General features: G+C 29.7%; 11 protein-coding genes. All 11 read left to right on the forward strand.

What is annotated here, in order from left to right; translation table 11 throughout:
* Positions 1-131: 131 nt before the first annotated feature.
* The 11 genes from H526_RS0112045 to H526_RS0112110 all read left to right on the forward strand — a co-directional run bounded on the left by H526_RS0112045 (position 132) and on the right by H526_RS0112110 (position 16,135).
* Positions 132-1,340: a hypothetical protein gene (locus tag H526_RS0112045; protein WP_027393235.1), complete on the forward strand. Its 1,209-nt coding sequence runs from the start codon at positions 132-134 to the stop codon at positions 1,338-1,340.
* 714 nt (positions 1,341-2,054) lie between these two features.
* Complete coding sequence (locus H526_RS0112055) at positions 2,055-2,549, forward strand: hypothetical protein (RefSeq protein ID WP_027393237.1); 495 nt, start codon at positions 2,055-2,057, stop codon at positions 2,547-2,549.
* A gap of 848 nt (positions 2,550-3,397) precedes the next feature.
* On the forward strand, positions 3,398-4,579 hold the full coding sequence (gene avs1a, locus H526_RS0112070; protein ID WP_027393239.1) for an AVAST type 1 anti-phage system MBL fold metallo-hydrolase Avs1a: 1,182 nt from the start codon (positions 3,398-3,400) through the stop codon (positions 4,577-4,579).
* A 1-nt stretch (position 4,580) separates the two neighbouring features.
* Positions 4,581-9,719 carry a S1 family peptidase gene (locus H526_RS0112075; RefSeq protein ID WP_027393240.1) on the forward strand — a complete coding sequence of 1,713 codons (5,139 nt, stop codon included), beginning with the start codon at positions 4,581-4,583 and terminating at the stop codon, positions 9,717-9,719.
* Positions 9,720-9,725: 6 nt separating this feature from the next.
* Complete coding sequence (gene avs1c / locus H526_RS29035; RefSeq protein WP_051336129.1) at positions 9,726-9,983, forward strand: AVAST type 1 anti-phage system protein Avs1c; 258 nt, start codon at positions 9,726-9,728, stop codon at positions 9,981-9,983.
* Complete coding sequence (locus tag H526_RS0112085) at positions 9,967-10,254, forward strand: hypothetical protein (protein WP_027393241.1); 288 nt, start codon at positions 9,967-9,969, stop codon at positions 10,252-10,254. Before avs1c ends, H526_RS0112085 begins: the two co-directional genes overlap by 17 nt.
* Positions 10,255-10,460: 206 nt before the next feature.
* The gene (locus H526_RS0112090; protein ID WP_027393242.1) at positions 10,461-10,955 is read left to right on the forward strand and encodes a hypothetical protein; all 495 of its coding nucleotides are present in this window, start codon (positions 10,461-10,463) and stop codon (positions 10,953-10,955) included.
* Positions 10,956-11,132: 177 nt separating this feature from the next.
* A complete protein-coding gene (locus tag H526_RS0112095) occupies positions 11,133-12,746 on the forward strand; it encodes a hypothetical protein (protein ID WP_027393243.1) in 1,614 nt (537 codons plus the stop codon).
* A 308-nt stretch (positions 12,747-13,054) separates the two neighbouring features.
* Positions 13,055-13,399 carry a helix-turn-helix transcriptional regulator gene (locus tag H526_RS0112100; RefSeq protein ID WP_027393244.1) on the forward strand — a complete coding sequence of 115 codons (345 nt, stop codon included), beginning with the start codon at positions 13,055-13,057 and terminating at the stop codon, positions 13,397-13,399.
* A gap of 5 nt (positions 13,400-13,404) precedes the next feature.
* Positions 13,405-14,355 carry a BT4734/BF3469 family protein gene (locus H526_RS30860; protein WP_051336130.1) on the forward strand — a complete coding sequence of 317 codons (951 nt, stop codon included), beginning with the start codon at positions 13,405-13,407 and terminating at the stop codon, positions 14,353-14,355.
* A complete protein-coding gene (locus tag H526_RS0112110; protein WP_035085440.1) occupies positions 14,342-16,135 on the forward strand; it encodes a DUF3987 domain-containing protein in 1,794 nt (597 codons plus the stop codon). The genes H526_RS30860 and H526_RS0112110 overlap by 14 nt, the downstream gene beginning before the upstream one ends.
* The last annotated feature ends 465 nt before the right edge of the window (positions 16,136-16,600 follow it).

A 16,600-nucleotide genomic window follows, 5' to 3' on the forward strand; every position in this document is an offset into this window, starting at 1 on the left:
TTATGTTGAATTCGACTACCCCACGAATCCACTCGGAATTGCTAAAGTCTGTGCTAAACCGAAAATCAATGCATATAAACCCGTAACTGACTGTTATACATCGCAGTTAGCATACATACGAAAAACAAACTATGGGAACATTTATTACTTTAGTTATTATTGGAGCAATTATAGTTTTAATTGCGAAGTCTTCGAAGAATAATAAGCAACCAAAAAATAACAGAAAGGAACAAAATCCAATAACAGTTGAAATAAAAACCTCATATAGTTCAGGTTCGAGTTCATACCGAGAAGAAAAATTTCCGCCAATTAAACAAGATGCAAATCAAGATTGGATTTTAAATCCCAAATCACCTTTCGAAATTACCTTACAGAACGCTGAAAAGCAAACAGCGGAAAAAATACGAAAGATATTAGATGATGATGAGAGTCGTGGATATAAAAAAGAACAAGAAATTGTCGAACTATTCGCGTTACACAATTTACGGATTAAAGAAATAGAATCTTATAAATCAAAATATGCAAAACAATATTTTGAAAAAATCGAAGAATTAAAAAAGTCATCAAAAGAATGGGAGATTTCAGGAATTAAGGACAAAGAAGATATGCTCGTGGATTTTAGAGAAGAGGCCATCAATGAACTTTACGAAAGAGCAAACTGCGATTTAGAAGTATTGTTTGAATACGAGCCAAAAGACATAACCATTGACGATGAACTAATAAAAGAATACGGATTTGAAAATATTCAAACATATTTAAATTATGCAGACAAATTGGACAAAGTTCGTCTTATATCTGCAGATGCTTATGCTCGACCAATGTTTGAAAAGCTTTCAGAATTAGGTTTAGCAAAACGTGGAAATGAAATACCAAATGATGAAATATTATTGACTTTAACCCTAAAGAAATTAAACGAAATAGCAAATAATCCGGAAAAAAAATATTACAGAAAAAAACAAGCTGTAGAATTCATTTTAGAGCAAGGAAATAAAGAAGAACTTATTGGAAGTAAGATTTCTCTTCGAGAGCTTTTTAAATTAAATCCATTACCAGAAAAATACAATTCTATCAATCCTGATGAACTTTCTCAAACCTGGCGACACCATGAAGAAGAAGTTAAGTTATTAACTCAAACTTTTAGAAATTCATTTTACTCTTGGCGTGAATTGAAAGAGGATAAAGAGTATATTAAAGGCTATACAGTTGAACCTTTGCATAACGAAAATGCTTGTCCAAAGGCTGTTCAATGTTCCAAGAAAAAGTATTCTAAAAATTCACCACCGAAAGTACCCTTTCATATTGGTTGTGACTGTTATTTGAATAAAGAGTTGGACTTTTGAATTGAAAAACGGAATAAGTACGTGTACTAACAACGGTAACCGTTGCACAACCCTATAATTTTTAAATAAATGATAAAAAAAATACTTAATATAGATAAATAAATTAGCAATTATGTTGACGAAATAATATTAGAGACAGATAAATTAAATTTAAATGTGCTATGCGAGTTTAGGTTAGATAAGAATCATATAGAAAAGATTTCTTGGAACACGTTTCAATATATTGGAATATACTTATTTAAAATTAAAAACAATAATCTATACAAAGATTTTCATTCTTGGGTGTCTAATTTTAAAAATAAATGGATGCAACCTAAATACGTTAAGTCTTTTACCCCTAATTTGACAAAAAAACGTGTTTTGGATCATGAAGTTTTAGATGAGTGAATTCCTATTTATATAGGAAAATCAAGGATAATTGAAGGATGTGTTCACGAACATATTTTTAAAGAATTGAAAAAGACAACTTTTACTCTCAAGCTTAATTCAAGAGACAATTTGTACAATGAAGTTTTTAGATTAAGTACTATTAAAATTGATATAAAAAATTATGACTCAATAATGCCTCTTATAGATAGAATCAACACTGAGAAATAAAATTAATCCAATATTAGGGAGACAGTGATTAAAAGTTCAATAAAACGATCTAGTACGTAAAATAATTGCGTAGTTAGTATTTAATTTTGATCTGTCCAATAGTAAAATATTAATAAAATGATTGAAAAGAAAAAATACAGATCCAAAAAAGCCTCTCAAAAAGAAATACATCTTTATACTTTATTGGGAGAATCTCTAAGTGCAGTTCAAATATTAGAGGACGCATTAAGCTATGCGATTGTTTTAAAAAAAACGGAACCGGATCAAAAGAAGGAAGCAGATGATCTTTTAGAAAAGCAACGCTTTTACACATTTGGTAAGGCGATTGAGGTTGCCAAAAAAGAATCTTTATTACCTAAAAATTTGGAGATTGAATTGTCAAAACTTCTAATTGAAAGAAATTGGCTTATTCACGATAGCATTACAAGTAATAAAAATGATTTTAAATCAGATGCTTATTTTAGTAAGCTATTTGAAAGAATAAAACCTATAACGACAAAAGCTCTTAAATTACAGATTTCTATTGAACTTGATCTAATTGAATATTCCAAAAAGAAAGGAATTGACATGAGTAATGTAGAAAATGAAATGAATAAACATTACGAAATTTAAAGTCTAAATAAACGATGATAATAAGGTTGGTAAAGAAAACATATGTAATATTCTGGAGTTTTGTTCTTGTGTTATTGCTGTTATCATTTTGTCAGGATGATCAAACATTAGATATCAATATTCACGATACTTATTTTGTGTTTTCTCAACAACAAATCTTGATACTTATAAGTATGTTTTTTGGACTTACTGGGCTTATATATTGGACCCTAGAAAGATATAGGTTTAAAACCTCAGTTTTATTGAATAGTTTACACGTTATTTTAACGATTGGTATATTTATTACAAATGGAATTAGAAGTCTTGTAAGTGATCATTTTTTAGGTGAAAGATATTATACAAATACTTATGTTCCCGATTCGTCTATATGGTTGTGTATATTTATCATATTCATTGGGCAACTTGTTTTCATTATAAATATTATTTTGTCAATTATAAAAGGAAGGAATTAAAAGTTCAATAAAACGATAAAATATTATACATATAAAAGAGTAAGATTATGACACTTAAACCAGGACCTAAAAGAAAAGCAAAATCTACAGGAAAACCAGATAGAAGACAGAGGGATAATAAAAACACCCCGGGAAACACACTAAGTTAAAACCTTCTATCAACTAAAAAATAGTTTAACGAAGCGATGACTCTGACCAAGCTATTATAGAATATTCGAATTTCTTAATGTATAATTAATAGCGATGATTGGTGGATAGGGAGACAAGGAATTATGCTAAATAACTATCAAAAATTGTATGGAGATATTATTAGAAAAGGAATACAAATTTGTATCCTATTACTTTTAAAGGAATAGATTTTTTTTCATTTAATAGTGTAAATTATGGAATTAATATATGGAAGAAAATAGTTTAAGGGTTTATCCTGCAAATAATGGAGATAGTTTTTTATTAAATTTTCTTGGTTTTACATTTTTAATAGATGGCGGGTATGTTAATACATATAGGAGCTTTATTAAAGATGATTTATTAAAATTACAGAAAAAAACGGGCAAGTTAGATTACTTAATTGTAACTCATATAGACCAAGACCATATTTCAGGTATAAATAAGTTAGTAGAAGAAAATAATCAATCAACATTTATTAAAATTGATAATGTTTGGCATAATTCACTTAAACACCTGAGAGTTAAACGAGGTGAAGCAAAAGAAAATATATCTCCAATTATTGAAAATATAACATCACAAAGTTATTTACGTGAGCAATTAGAAGGTGAAAATGAAATTAGTGCTATACAAGGCTCTACATTAGCGAGATTAATTAATGAAGGTGGGTATAATTGGAATGCTGCATTTGATATGAAAGCCATTTCAATAAATAATAATCCAATTGTCCATATAACAAAAGATATAAAACTTATTTTATTATCTCCGAACAATGATAAAATTGATAAACTATATGATTATTGGAAAAAAGAGTTGTTGAAATATGGATTTTTAGACGAAGTATTAGAGAATGTAATTTTTGATGATGCTTTTGAGATAATGGTGTCAAAGCAGAAATGTAAAAAAAAACCTAGAGCAAAGGACATTTCTAATTCAATAGATCAAGTTGATAGTTTATTGTCATTAAAGTTTAATGAAGATGATTCTGCATCGAATGGATCATCCATTGCGTTTATACTAGAAGGGTGTAATAAAAGAGTATTATTTTTGGGAGATTCACATCCTTCATTGATTTGTAATTCCTTGAAAGCATATTATAAGTCGTATGAGTTTCCTATTCATTTTGATTTAGTAAAACTATCTCATCATGGAAGTTTTGCAAACAATAGTCCCGAGCTTTTCTCATTAATTAACTCAGATAAAATGATATTCTCAACTAATGGAAGAGGTCACGGGCATCCAGATAAAGAAACAATAGCAAACATTATTTCAAAAAAAAATAAAGAATTGAAACTATATTTTAATTACAAGTCAGAAACGTCAACTATGTTCGATAATTCAGAACTTAGAAAGAAATATGGATTTCAAATAAATGCAGGAACTGGTGAAACTCCGTTAGATATAAAATTTTAGAATGGAAAAGATAATTAGCAAATCACAAGTTGAGCAAATTTGTGTAATAATAAAGTGTGGAGATGTTAACGGGACAGGTTTCTATATCGGAGAAGACATAGTATTAACAGCTAGACATAATGTTATTGATTCAATAGATAAAGGAGTTGTTATTGGTATAGATAATATCGAATATGAATCAAAAGCTATCATGGCTCAGGACGCTAAGCTGGATATGTGTTTAATTAAAGTGGAGACTAAAAATCTTAATTATTTGTCATTAATTATTACTCAACTTTTTTTTAAACAAGATTGTAGTACTTACGGTTTCCCAAATTACAGTGATAAAAGTGGAGAGCATTTTGATGGCAAGATAAACACACTTCCTAAAGATAGCCCCTATGATATACGTTTAAAAATAAAAGGAATTGAAGATTATGATTATAGTGGATTATCAGGTGCTCCTGTTATTATAGAAGGAAAACTAATCGGTATAGCGAGGATGCAAATTGATGATGAGATCGGTGTTGTTTCATTTATAAAAGCAAAAGAGTTTCTAAATTCAAATTCTATAAGAGTAATTGAAGATCCCAAAACTATGGATCTACCAGAAGAGATTGAGGATAGTGTTGTTTCTTCTGTAGCAAATTATAAAACATCTGATAAGCTAAACAAGGCTATCAAAGATAAATATAAATGGCTTCTTTGCTCTGGTTCTCCTGGATCTGGCAAAACAACTTTTACAGCAAATTTTAAACCTTACAATGAAGAGATATTAATATGTGGTAAATATTTTATTAAGATTCCTAATGACAAAGAGCCAATAGAGGTTAGAACATCTGTTAGATCAATCCTAAGCTGGCTCGAAGTTTCTATTTCAAAAGCTCTTAGAAATAATATAGATCTATTAGATAAGCTAGAAGATCGAATAAAAAGAGTAGAAACATTGCTTTCAACTTTATCAATTTCTGGTGTTTCAAAGAGATATTTGTTCATAATAGATGGATTAGATGAAGTTAAAAATATAGAATCGTTTCTTGGAATTTTTCCAATTAATATCCCCCAAAATATTCAGATAATTATTTCCTGTACTAATAAAGATATTCTACCGTCAAATATTAAGAATGAGATAGAGAATGAAAACGAAATACGCATTGATCCACTTGAATTAGGTGATTGCGAGACGTATATTAAAAGTAAGCTGAAAAGAAAGAAAGTGAGTGTTGAAATAATTCAGAAACTAGCTATTAAGTCCGAAGGACATCCGTTATACCTTAATTATCTTATAAATTCTTTGAATGCATTAGAGATAAACGATGATGAACTAGAGGAATGGATTAGTAATAATCCAAGTATAGGTGGAGATATTGAAAAATATTATCATAGTATTTGGGATTCGTTCTTTAGGTCTCAAGAAAAGCTTTGGATAATTTCCACAATATCTCAGTTCAGAAATCCTGTAAATGAAAAATTACTGATTAATTGTTTACCAAAAGAACATAAACATTCTTTCTACTCTGAATTACCACAGATTAGATATTTAACTAATGGTAGTAAAAACTTTGAGTTATATCATAGATCTTTTAAGAATTTTATAGGTAAGAAAGTTCCAGAAATATTACCAATTATTAATGATAATATATTTGATTATTGTGATTTGAATAAGGGAGATGTTTATTCTATTGAAAACTGGTTATTTCATAAGCAGCATAGTACTAAATCTCGAGATTCAGTTAGAGATTGTAATCAAGAATGGGCAGATTATTTATGCTTTAACCATATCAATCCAGAGCTGATTATAGAAGATATAAAAGTTTCTGTTTCTAAAGCCGTTGATTTTGAGCTAATATCTGAAGTTGTTAGAATCTTATTGCTACTACAAAGAATAGAGTTTAGGTATGATAGTCTATTTGCTGAGAATAGCTTTGAGTTATGTAAGAGTATGATTTCGATGGGAGAGTTTTCTGCATCGCTTAGATATTTAGTTAGAGAAGATAATTTATTAGTAACCGATTATGATGCATTATATTTCTTACAGCAGTATTATGAGAATAATGCAATCCAAGAAGGAGATCAATTACTTGATGTTCTTGAAAGTAGATTCAGATTATACTTAGAAAATGAGTTTAAGAAACCGGAAGTAGGGTTTTCATTGATGCCATTTCAAATTATGATGCAAGCATTTGCCTTATCTGTACATAGTAAAGGAAAAAAAGCAATATCGTACTGTCTAAATTTAACGGAAGATCTTAAAAGATTTCAAGATGCAGCATTGAAGGATAAAGCTTTTGAATTGTCCGATGTGTTTTTAAATACCAGAGCGATAGGGTCAGCTTGGTTGAATGCCTACACTTTGAGGTGTTTCGATTACTATACTCCAATCGATGAAATTAAGAAGCTACCAAAAAATACATTGAATAAGACTTGGATTCAAATGATAGCTCTAACTGTCATTTTTTATAATGATTTTGATGACTATGACACTGTTCAGTATAATGAAGCTGAAAATTACATAAATCTTATTAAAGATATTGAATGGCTAATTGACAATCATGAAATAGAAGATGATATTAGCTTAAAAAAAATTGTTTTAAAAGCTTTAATTAATGATAGTTCTAGGACTGATATAGTTGAAATGCTTATTACTAGTATTCTGGAATCTGAGAATCCTTCTGAAGGGTTGTTGAAAAGTAAAAATGGAGTTGACGTAAATTTTGAAAAGATGGCATCCAATGAATTTAAATTTCTATGTGAAGGTTTTATTCAAAAGGAAAAGCTTTTTAACGAATTAGAATTAAGTAATAGTGATTGGGAGAGTTATCTTTTTTCAATTTTTAAGGAGGTTCATTTGTTAGAAGGTAAAATTCTAAGGGTTAAAAAACATAGTTCTAGCTATGAATTAATAGATTGTTATAATCATCTAAATAATATAATTAGTTCAATTAGTTTTAACTTATCAGAAAGAGCATATTGGGATAGAAGTTATTTAATCCCTGAAGATACTCTACCTATCATTTTCTCTAAAATAACATCTTTGTATTTGCTGTATTTTCTAGATAAATTAAAATGGTACACTGATTACTTAAAATTAAGATACGATGACCAGTTAGGACTTTATAATGAAGGTTACAGAGCTACATTAATAAAAATAATTCAACAGTTTATTTTTTTCAATATTGAAAAAAAAGAAACTGTTTTAATAATAGATGCGTTATCAAATTTTATAGTTCAAAATATAGAAAACAGATGGGAAAGAACACCAGAGCTTCTATTAGTTAATCAGTTTTATAATTTAGTTGGAGAACACAAAAAAGCTGATAATATATATAAAGAAGCAATAAAAACATCTATGGGACCTTCTTGGTATAAAGAATCTCAATTCTCAATTCTTAACACAGCTTTTTCGTTATCTTCTAAAGGTAACGACGTTATTACTAATGCTAGTAAAGTTGCATATCTATTAAATGAAGCGTCTGGAGAGATGACATTTCAAAGATACGTTCGACAATCAAAAGAATCATTTATTGGTTTACTAACTGAGAAAGGTTGTTATAGTAAAGCAATTGAATTACTGAAATTTGAAACTGTTCCTCCAAATAAAGCTTTAGTTGAAGGAGCTGAATTTTATGATTTTGATTTAATTCGATCTGGATCTGGGTACTCATATGGAGGCAATAACATAGCTATTGAGGCGGGGATTTTAGAATTAATAAAAAAATGTGATGTTAAAAGACCTGAGTTAAAAATAGCACTTGCGTATATTTTTGCGTTACATAATGAGGTTTTTAGACATATTAATGATTTTGGAAAATCAATAGGGAGTAATTTAAACCTTATAGATAATGTTGATTTAAAGAGAGTTGTTTTTAGTTGGATTTTTGAAATATCTAATTCTTCAAAAATTAAAGGAGAAGAAAAAAACTTTATTAATGCTATTGATTCTGTACTGTCAAATATGCTTAAGAAGGATTTTAATACTTGGGCTAATGAAGAATCAGTAGATATTAATTTCAAAATAGTTGAGGTAGAGTCTATAAGTAAAGAAAAAGACGAGGGGAAAAAGAAATTAGATGCATTTGATGAATTTAATGAAAAATATCAAAAAAATCTTTTTGAAACTGATTCTCAGATTATGCAAGAAGCTGCTTTAGTATTTTCTAAAGAGAAAATGAGTGTTTTGATGGGCAGAAGATGGTCAACATCTTCAAAAATAACAAGAAGTATTATTAAGAAAAACACTAAAGACTCATCTCATTTATTAAAAATATTTAATCATTATCTTCAAAATATAGATGAAGAAGCTTGGGAAATTGCGGATGACTTAATATGGTTTGGAAATGAAATATTTTCTGATGAAGAAATAGAAAGTATTCAGGATAATATCTATAACCATATAGATTTATTAGTTTATAGAAAGAAGACTATGAAAGATAGATATAGTTGGTTGTTAGAAGATGAATTAATTAATAATTCTGATGATGAAATCTTTAGATTATTATTATGGTTAATGGATTATCCAGATAATGAAATTAGAAATAAGACAAATAATATTGTTCATCAACTTTTTGATTTTAGTGATGTAAATTTTCTTACAATAGCTATAAAAGAGGCTAAAAGTAGTGACTCAAAAAACCTTCGTATTAAATTATTTAAAATGATATTAGATGTTGCGTATAGTAAGCCAAATGAAGTTAACAATGCTCTTTCTAATATCGGTATCACGTCTTTAATGGAGAATTTGGATTTGATATCCTCTAAATTTTTGAAAGATATAGGAGTTGTTTTGAAAAGTTTTGATTTTAAGGAATTAAGTGATAAAATAGTAAATAAATTTAATGTTAAAAATGATGAGTCGAGGGATGTGTTCTTTGAAGACGATAGATTTGACTGTATAGATTTTGTAATAGAAGACCTAGTTGAAAATGATTTCCTTAGCCCTTCGGTCTGCAAGAATTTAGAAAAAGCGGTTAGAAATGGTTTCAATAATCAAGATATTGAACTGTTAATGAAATCAAATCACTATTTAAGGCAAAGTTTTAGAGAATCTAGAACTCTTAGTAATAGTTATAAGGATAGAGCTATTCTGTGCCTTAATGATGGTATAATGCCAATAGTTAACATAGAAAATATGGATAGAGTTTTTGAATTAATTAATGTATAATCCTTTATGAAAACTAAAAGAGCTCATGTTGAGACTAGGAAAGAATTTGAAAGAAATCTGAACATATTAAGGGAATTGATGATTAATGGTAAAATAAAGTTTTCTAAAAGCTTAGATGATATAGAACAAACAAAAGCAAGTATGCTTCGAGCGCGGGAGTTGCCAAACAAAAGATTTGATTTTAATACGGTTAATGAGTTGTTAAGACTGACAGCTAATACAGCTGGACAGATGCAAGATAGACAACATGAGGAAGAAGAGTAAATATGGAATGCCCCCACCCAAAACTAGAAAAGAGTTCGAGCATAATATAAATCTAGTTTTGGAAGAAGTTTTTGAAGCGAGTGATAAAAATAATTTAGAGTTAATTAGAAATAGAATGGTGTTTACTATACCGCACTTGGAACGTGTTCGTTATTTGCCTAATAGAAGATTAGATTTGAATACTGTAAACGAGATGTTAAGAAATCAATCCAACATGATGCATTGGATGTCTATGATGCCTCCTGTTGAGAGGGTGTCAGAAGAAGAGTAAGAATAAATTTATTGTCGATCTTAAAACTTTTGACTGACTATATCTTATTAATTAGCTGAAAATAGTAACTGTTTTAATTCGATATGAAAATCCTTTTGGAAGTGTCAGTTTTTCAAAACTAAAGTTAAATAAATCGATCTAGTGCGTAAAACTATTACGTAGTTAGTATTTAATTTTGATCTGCCTAATACTAAAATATTAATAAAATGATTGAAAAGAAAAAATACAGATTTAAAAAAGTCTCTCAAAAAGAATTATCTCTTTACATTTTACTAGGAGAATCTCTATCTGCAATTCAAATATTAGAGGACGCGCTAAGCCATTCGATTGTTTTAAAAAAAACAGAACCTGATCAAAAGGATGAGGCAGATGATCTTTTAAAAAAACAAAGGTTTTACACATTTGGTAAGGCCATAGGCATAGCCAAAAAAGAATCGTTACTACCCAAAAATTTGGAAATTGAATTGTCAAAACCTCTAATAGAAAGAAATTGGCTTATTCATGAAAGCATTACAAGTAATAAAAATGATTTTAAATCAGATGCTTATTTTAATAAGCTATTTGAAAAAATAAAACCTATAACATCAAAAGCTCATAAATTGAAGATCTCAATTGAACTTGATTTAATTGAATATTGTAAAAAGAAAGGAATTGGTATGAACAATGTAGAAAATGAAATGAATAATCACTGTGGAATTTAAAGTTAAATAAAACGATGATTATATAACTATGTCAGGAAAAACATAAAATTTATGGAAAAATCAACCTTTTTAGATAAATATGAGCAAATAAGTTCTTCGGATGACTTTAGAAGACTTCTTCGAAAGTGATTAACAAATCTAACTTATAGAGAATTCAAAATACTTTTATTTATTACAATGGAAAATGAATTGAATAAGGAAAATTTCGAAAATGAGGTTAAAAGACTACAATCTATAGTAGATAAACTTAATCTCAAGAACAAAGATTTAGAGTCAAAGTTGGATGAGTTTAATACATCACAACAGAAAAAAAAGAAAGTATTTGGTTGGATTGGTAAAACTGTTTCTAGTGTATTTTTTGGTTTAGGGTTAAAAAAAAGTATACAACAAGGTTTGGATGAATATTCTCAAAATAAAAAATTATCTTCAGATTCCGTTTCAAATATTACTTCTAGTCTTATAAAGAGATTTACCCGTATTCAATTCTTTGGATTTTTAATGGCTGTTATTACAACGACATTTGTAGTTATACAAACAAATTTACTCAGGAATCAAAATATAAAAACTGATACTCAGAATATATCTATTGATAAACAAAACGATCTAATAAACACGCAGAATATCTCATTAGATAAGCAGAACAACCTAATCAACACACAAAATAATCATTTAGTTCAACAAAAATCTTTGCAAGAAGCTAGTAGACGATCCAATTTAGTGTTTCAATTTTCTAATATCTTGGATGCAATGGATAAGGAATTAAAAAGGACTACGAATTCTGAACGCAATTTATCAAGTCAATTAATCGCTCGAATTATTGCATTATCACGCGGTTTAAAACCATACCGATATCTTTCTAATGATACCCTAACTAAATCAATTAGTCCAGAAAGATCGCAACTATTCATAACCTTAGTTAATTCAAAACTTGGAAGTTCAACATACAAGGAGATTTTTGAAAAAGGGAACTTTACGTATTTAGAATTAAAAGATATTTGGATAAGAGATATTCCATTTGGAAGGGTTGACTTTAATTATTCTATATTTGATAATGTCAATTTTGAATATTGCAGTTTTGGATATTCTACTTTTGATTATACTTTTTCGGATGTAATTAATTTTCGAGATTGTACCTTCTCAAGGTTCCGAGCAATTGAAAGTTATTTTGATGATATTAGTTTTAATTCTTACGTTTTTAATAATGGGCTAGAATTAAGAAACTCTTTGGTTAATCGTTTTTGGTTTACGGAGTCTTCGGCGGGAGCAATTCAGGTAGATCACAGTTTTGTAAAAAGAATGAACTTGGAAAATGCCTTTTGTGGTTATTTTCATTATAATTATAATGAAGATGAGTATCTTGAAAAAATAACTTCTTTAATTCCTAAGCCCTTTAATCTTTTTACCAAAAAATTGAACAGTAAAAGTATTGAATGTGAAAAAGGTATTATCGGGGTTAGAAATACCTTTTTAGTCAATTTGTTTGGTATCCCCAATTTTTTTACTGATTTATACAAGCCTTCTAATGAATTAAATATTCATAAATTACATATCAAAAATAAGGAAGAATGGAAATTAATCGATGAATCAGTAGATATCCATCAAGTAGAATATTCAGAAAGTGCTACTTATAACTACACCTTGATTGATACAACTAAAACACCTTCAAAAATGTTAAGACAGATGAAAAGTATTACCAAGGATACTACTTGGGACAGAAATTTTTATCTTGAATATATTCTTGAAAATTCTGAAAGAATTTTAAAAAAACAAATCACTAACAAATTCAATTAGAGATAAATAGTGTTTTCCCTTGTTATACTACAGATAAATAGAACATCTTAAATGAGCTGAATCTTATTTTGATACAATAGAAGTCCACTCTATCCTCTACACTCTACGATTTTTCTTGACATAAAAGAGCAAAATAAACCACCTGTATTTACAAGCCTCATCCAAGAATCTTGATAGTAAACATTTTGTAAACTCTATCCTCTACGTTTTTTTCAAAAAATGCCTTGATATGTTTTGTTATTTAGTCCCAGATATCTGAATAAACAATGCATTACGTAATGCTCATTTCATTTTAAAATAAGTAGTATATGAGCAATTTATCAAAACCTTTGTACACCCTAACTGTAGGAGAGTATAAAGAATTACAAAAGGAAATTTTCAAAGAACAAGCAAAAGATTTATTGGAAAACAATACAGGGAAGTTGCACGAAAAAGAAGATAATGATATCATTTTCTTAGAAGATGTATGCCAGCTAACAGGATATACCAAACCTACTTTATATTCCAAGATTAGCAGGTTTGAAATCCCTGTGCTTTCAAGAGGAAAACCTCTTACTTTCTCAAGAAAAGATATAATTCAGTGGATACATCAAGGTAAACCAAACTTGCTTGAGAAAGAAGCCAATACGTATTTGAATAAAAGAAATATGTAAAGGATATGGTCACGAAAGAAACGATTTTGCGTAAAACCCATTACGGACTAAAGATATTTGCCTATATCCTTCGGCAGTATTATACTAAAGAAACGGTACTACGGGTAAGTGGAAGTAAATGCAAACCTACCTTCAATCCGTTTGCTGCACATCGAAGGAAAAGTTTACAAATAACAATAGTGAACAATAGTGCTGTTTATCAGGATTTGGAAAGCAAAGAATTCCAAGGTGATGTATTTGACTTTGCACAGCTTTATTTTAAAGAAGATACCGAAATAGAACTGTTGCTTAAGATCAATGACATTATGCACCTGAATTTAGAAACAAAACTATCCACATATGATCTAAGGCAAGAGGATATTCAGAATTTGCTGGATGGTATCGGAGATACAGAATGGGAGCCAAGGTTTAGCTATTTTTCTAAAAATCTGTATAACCTTACTCCAACCAAAACTATTGGATTATTAGAAGTATATCAGATGCTTACGGACACATCCCGTAAGCATCATACGGAATACTTGCGCAAGCTCTCATCCGAAAAAGAACAAAAAGACTATAAGAAAAAACACTTTGATTATGTTACTTTTTCAGGAGTGTTTACCAAACGTAACAACAGCTCTCTAAGGACACACTCTAAGTTATTAACTCTTGATATTGATGGAATTCCTAACAAACAGGAATTACTGGATATTAGAAAAACTTTGCTAAAAGACCCTCGCCTTCCATCTCAACTATTATTTGTTTCCCCAAGAGGAAATGGTCTGAAATGGGTTATTAAAATAGCTTTAGATGAAGTTTCCCATGTAGAATACTTTCAGGCTGTGATTAACTATGTCAAAGAAACCTATAGCATCCAGATAGACATTTCGGGTAGTGATGTAAGCCGGGGATGTCTTCTACCTTATGATCCTGAAACTTATATCCATCCAAAATACAAAACTGATGTTGAAATTTGAACCTAAAAAATACCTGCCTTCAGCATCAGAAGCTGAAAATAAAAAAACAAAGAATTCGGAAGTTTCTGAAGCGGCTTTGACAATTGATGATTATGAAAAGGTAAAAGAAGTGGTCACTATACTGGAAACTTCTGGAATTGATATTACTGCAAACTACAATGATTGGATTGTGATAGGGTTTGCCTTTGCAGATGCTTTTGGTAATATGGGAGAGGAATTATTTCTAAGTGTGAGTAGTAATTATCCAGAATACAATGCCGATAGTTGTCGCAAACAATACCAAAAATGTTTACAGAGTAACAATTCAGGAGCTACGTTAGGCACATTTTTCCACTTGGCTAAATTAGCCGGAGTTACGCCTTCAAAGCATAAACCGAAGGTACTTTCATTAACTACACCCAAAAAACATATTTCTGAAAAAGAAGAATTACAGGAGGAAGAACCTTCTTTACCTTCAATACCTCTATCCGTTTACAAACGACTACCTGGTTTTTTCAAAAAAGTAACAGCTTGTGCAACAAGTAATCAGGAAAGGGATTTATTGTTGTTGGGAAGCCTTACAGTAATCAGCAGCTGCTTACCAAATGTATATGGGATCTATGATCAAAGTATAGTATATCCAAATCTATTTTTATTTGTGACTGCTCCGGCTTCTTCTGGAAAAGGAAGAATCAATCTTTGCAGAAAATTAGTGTATCCTATCCATAAACAAAAAAGAGATACTACCAATTCTCAAAAAACACAGTATGAAGTAGAAATGGGTGAGTATTTTGATCTTAAGAAAAGTAAAAAAGGGGAAGCTCCGCCAAAACCTGAAGAACCAAGAGACCAGTTGTTATTTATCCCTGCTAACAATAGTGCTACTGGAGCTTTTGAATTACTGGCAAATAATGACGGCAAAGGCTTGATTTTTGAAACCGAGGGCGATACCCTTGCACAAGCATTTAAAAGCGAACACGGGAATTATAGCGATGGGTTTAGAAAAGCCTTCCATCACGAAGAAATTAGTTACTATAGGCGCACAGCAAGTGAATATGTAGATATTAAAAGTCCTCAGTTATCCGCTGTACTTTCTGGCACACCGGATCAAGTATTGTCTTTAATGCCAGATTCAGAAAATGGACTGTTCAGTAGGTTCATATTTTACAAAATGCAACGGCAAAAACAATGGAAAAATGTATTTGTTAATACCGATAAGGAATCACTAGATAGCATCTTTGATAAGCTTGGTAATCAATATTTTCAATACTACCAAATACTGGAAGGCTTTAACGAAGGAATAAAAGTAAGTTTACAATTGCACCATATTGAGAGATTCAATGCTTTCTTTAGCAAAGAATATGACAAGTTCTTATTCTTACAGAAAACAGGGCTAGAAGCTTCTTTATTGCGGTTGGGATTGATCTGTTATCGCATCGTAATGATATTTACTATCATTCGATCTTTAGAAAATAATTCACTTGCCAATGTGTTGTATTGTCAGGATATTGATATGGAAAATGCGATTACTGTTGTGGAAGGTTTACTGGAGCATACCCAGCAGGTGTATCGTTATTTACCACAAAAGAAAAAAGTATTGCCAAAAAATAAAACCAAAAAAGAAAACTATTTGGATGGATTACCCAGCTCTTTTTCTGCTCAGGAATATAAAAGTATAGCGAATAAGCTTCAAATACCGGATAAGACTGCGGAACGTTACATAAAGCAGTTTGTTGAAAAAGGATATCTACAACGTATCGGTCATGGGCAGTATCTTCATACAGGTAAAAAAGAAGATTAAACTATTTAACGAAATTTAGAAAACCTTAAAAACCTCAAAATAGACTAGTGAGGTTTTTAAGGTTTTTGAGGTTTTGAGTGCAATGAAGCCTATTTCTTTCAATTATTTAGTGGTAAAATCTAACAAAAAGAGTAAAACCTCAATAACCTCAAAACCCGCAGTTCCTTTTTTTTTAGGTTTTGGTTTTATTGATAGGGTAAATTCAAATCATCAAACTATAAGTCAATTCAAATTAATATGCGTTTATGTATGTTCTCATGATTGTGATTAATACTGTAATGGTATGGACATAAATTAATTGATTTTTTACTGATAGATCGAGCCTAACAATACTATCATTAGGTAAATATAATTTTCAGGCTTAGAAGCTTTCTAACGATTTTTACACGTACCTTTTGGAACTGAAAAATAAACATCCCGATTGAGAATCGAATACACATCCCATTGGGGTCTGTATTTTTCAAG

The sequence above is a fragment of the Aquimarina latercula DSM 2041 genome, assembly GCF_000430645.1.
In the GTDB taxonomy this organism is placed as follows: Bacteria; Bacteroidota; Bacteroidia; order Flavobacteriales; family Flavobacteriaceae; genus Aquimarina; species Aquimarina latercula.

What these genes read in the sequence shown, in the direction of transcription:
- H526_RS0112100 (WP_027393244.1), top strand. Translation starts at nt 13,055, where the DNA reads ATGAGCAATTTATCAAAACCTTTGTACACCCTAACTGTAGGAGAGTAT.
- H526_RS0112110 (WP_035085440.1), top strand. Translation starts at nt 14,342, where the DNA reads ATGTTGAAATTTGAACCTAAAAAATACCTGCCTTCAGCATCAGAAGCT.
- avs1a (WP_027393239.1), top strand. Translation starts at nt 3,398, where the DNA reads ATGGAAGAAAATAGTTTAAGGGTTTATCCTGCAAATAATGGAGATAGT.
- avs1c (WP_051336129.1), top strand. Translation starts at nt 9,726, where the DNA reads ATGAAAACTAAAAGAGCTCATGTTGAGACTAGGAAAGAATTTGAAAGA.
- H526_RS0112075 (WP_027393240.1), top strand. Translation starts at nt 4,581, where the DNA reads ATGGAAAAGATAATTAGCAAATCACAAGTTGAGCAAATTTGTGTAATA.
- H526_RS0112090 (WP_027393242.1), top strand. Translation starts at nt 10,461, where the DNA reads ATGATTGAAAAGAAAAAATACAGATTTAAAAAAGTCTCTCAAAAAGAA.
- H526_RS0112055 (WP_027393237.1), top strand. Translation starts at nt 2,055, where the DNA reads ATGATTGAAAAGAAAAAATACAGATCCAAAAAAGCCTCTCAAAAAGAA.
- H526_RS30860 (WP_051336130.1), top strand. Translation starts at nt 13,405, where the DNA reads ATGGTCACGAAAGAAACGATTTTGCGTAAAACCCATTACGGACTAAAG.
- H526_RS0112095 (WP_027393243.1), top strand. Translation starts at nt 11,133, where the DNA reads ATGGAAAATGAATTGAATAAGGAAAATTTCGAAAATGAGGTTAAAAGA.
- H526_RS0112045 (WP_027393235.1), top strand. Translation starts at nt 132, where the DNA reads ATGGGAACATTTATTACTTTAGTTATTATTGGAGCAATTATAGTTTTA.
- H526_RS0112085 (WP_027393241.1), top strand. Translation starts at nt 9,967, where the DNA reads ATGAGGAAGAAGAGTAAATATGGAATGCCCCCACCCAAAACTAGAAAA.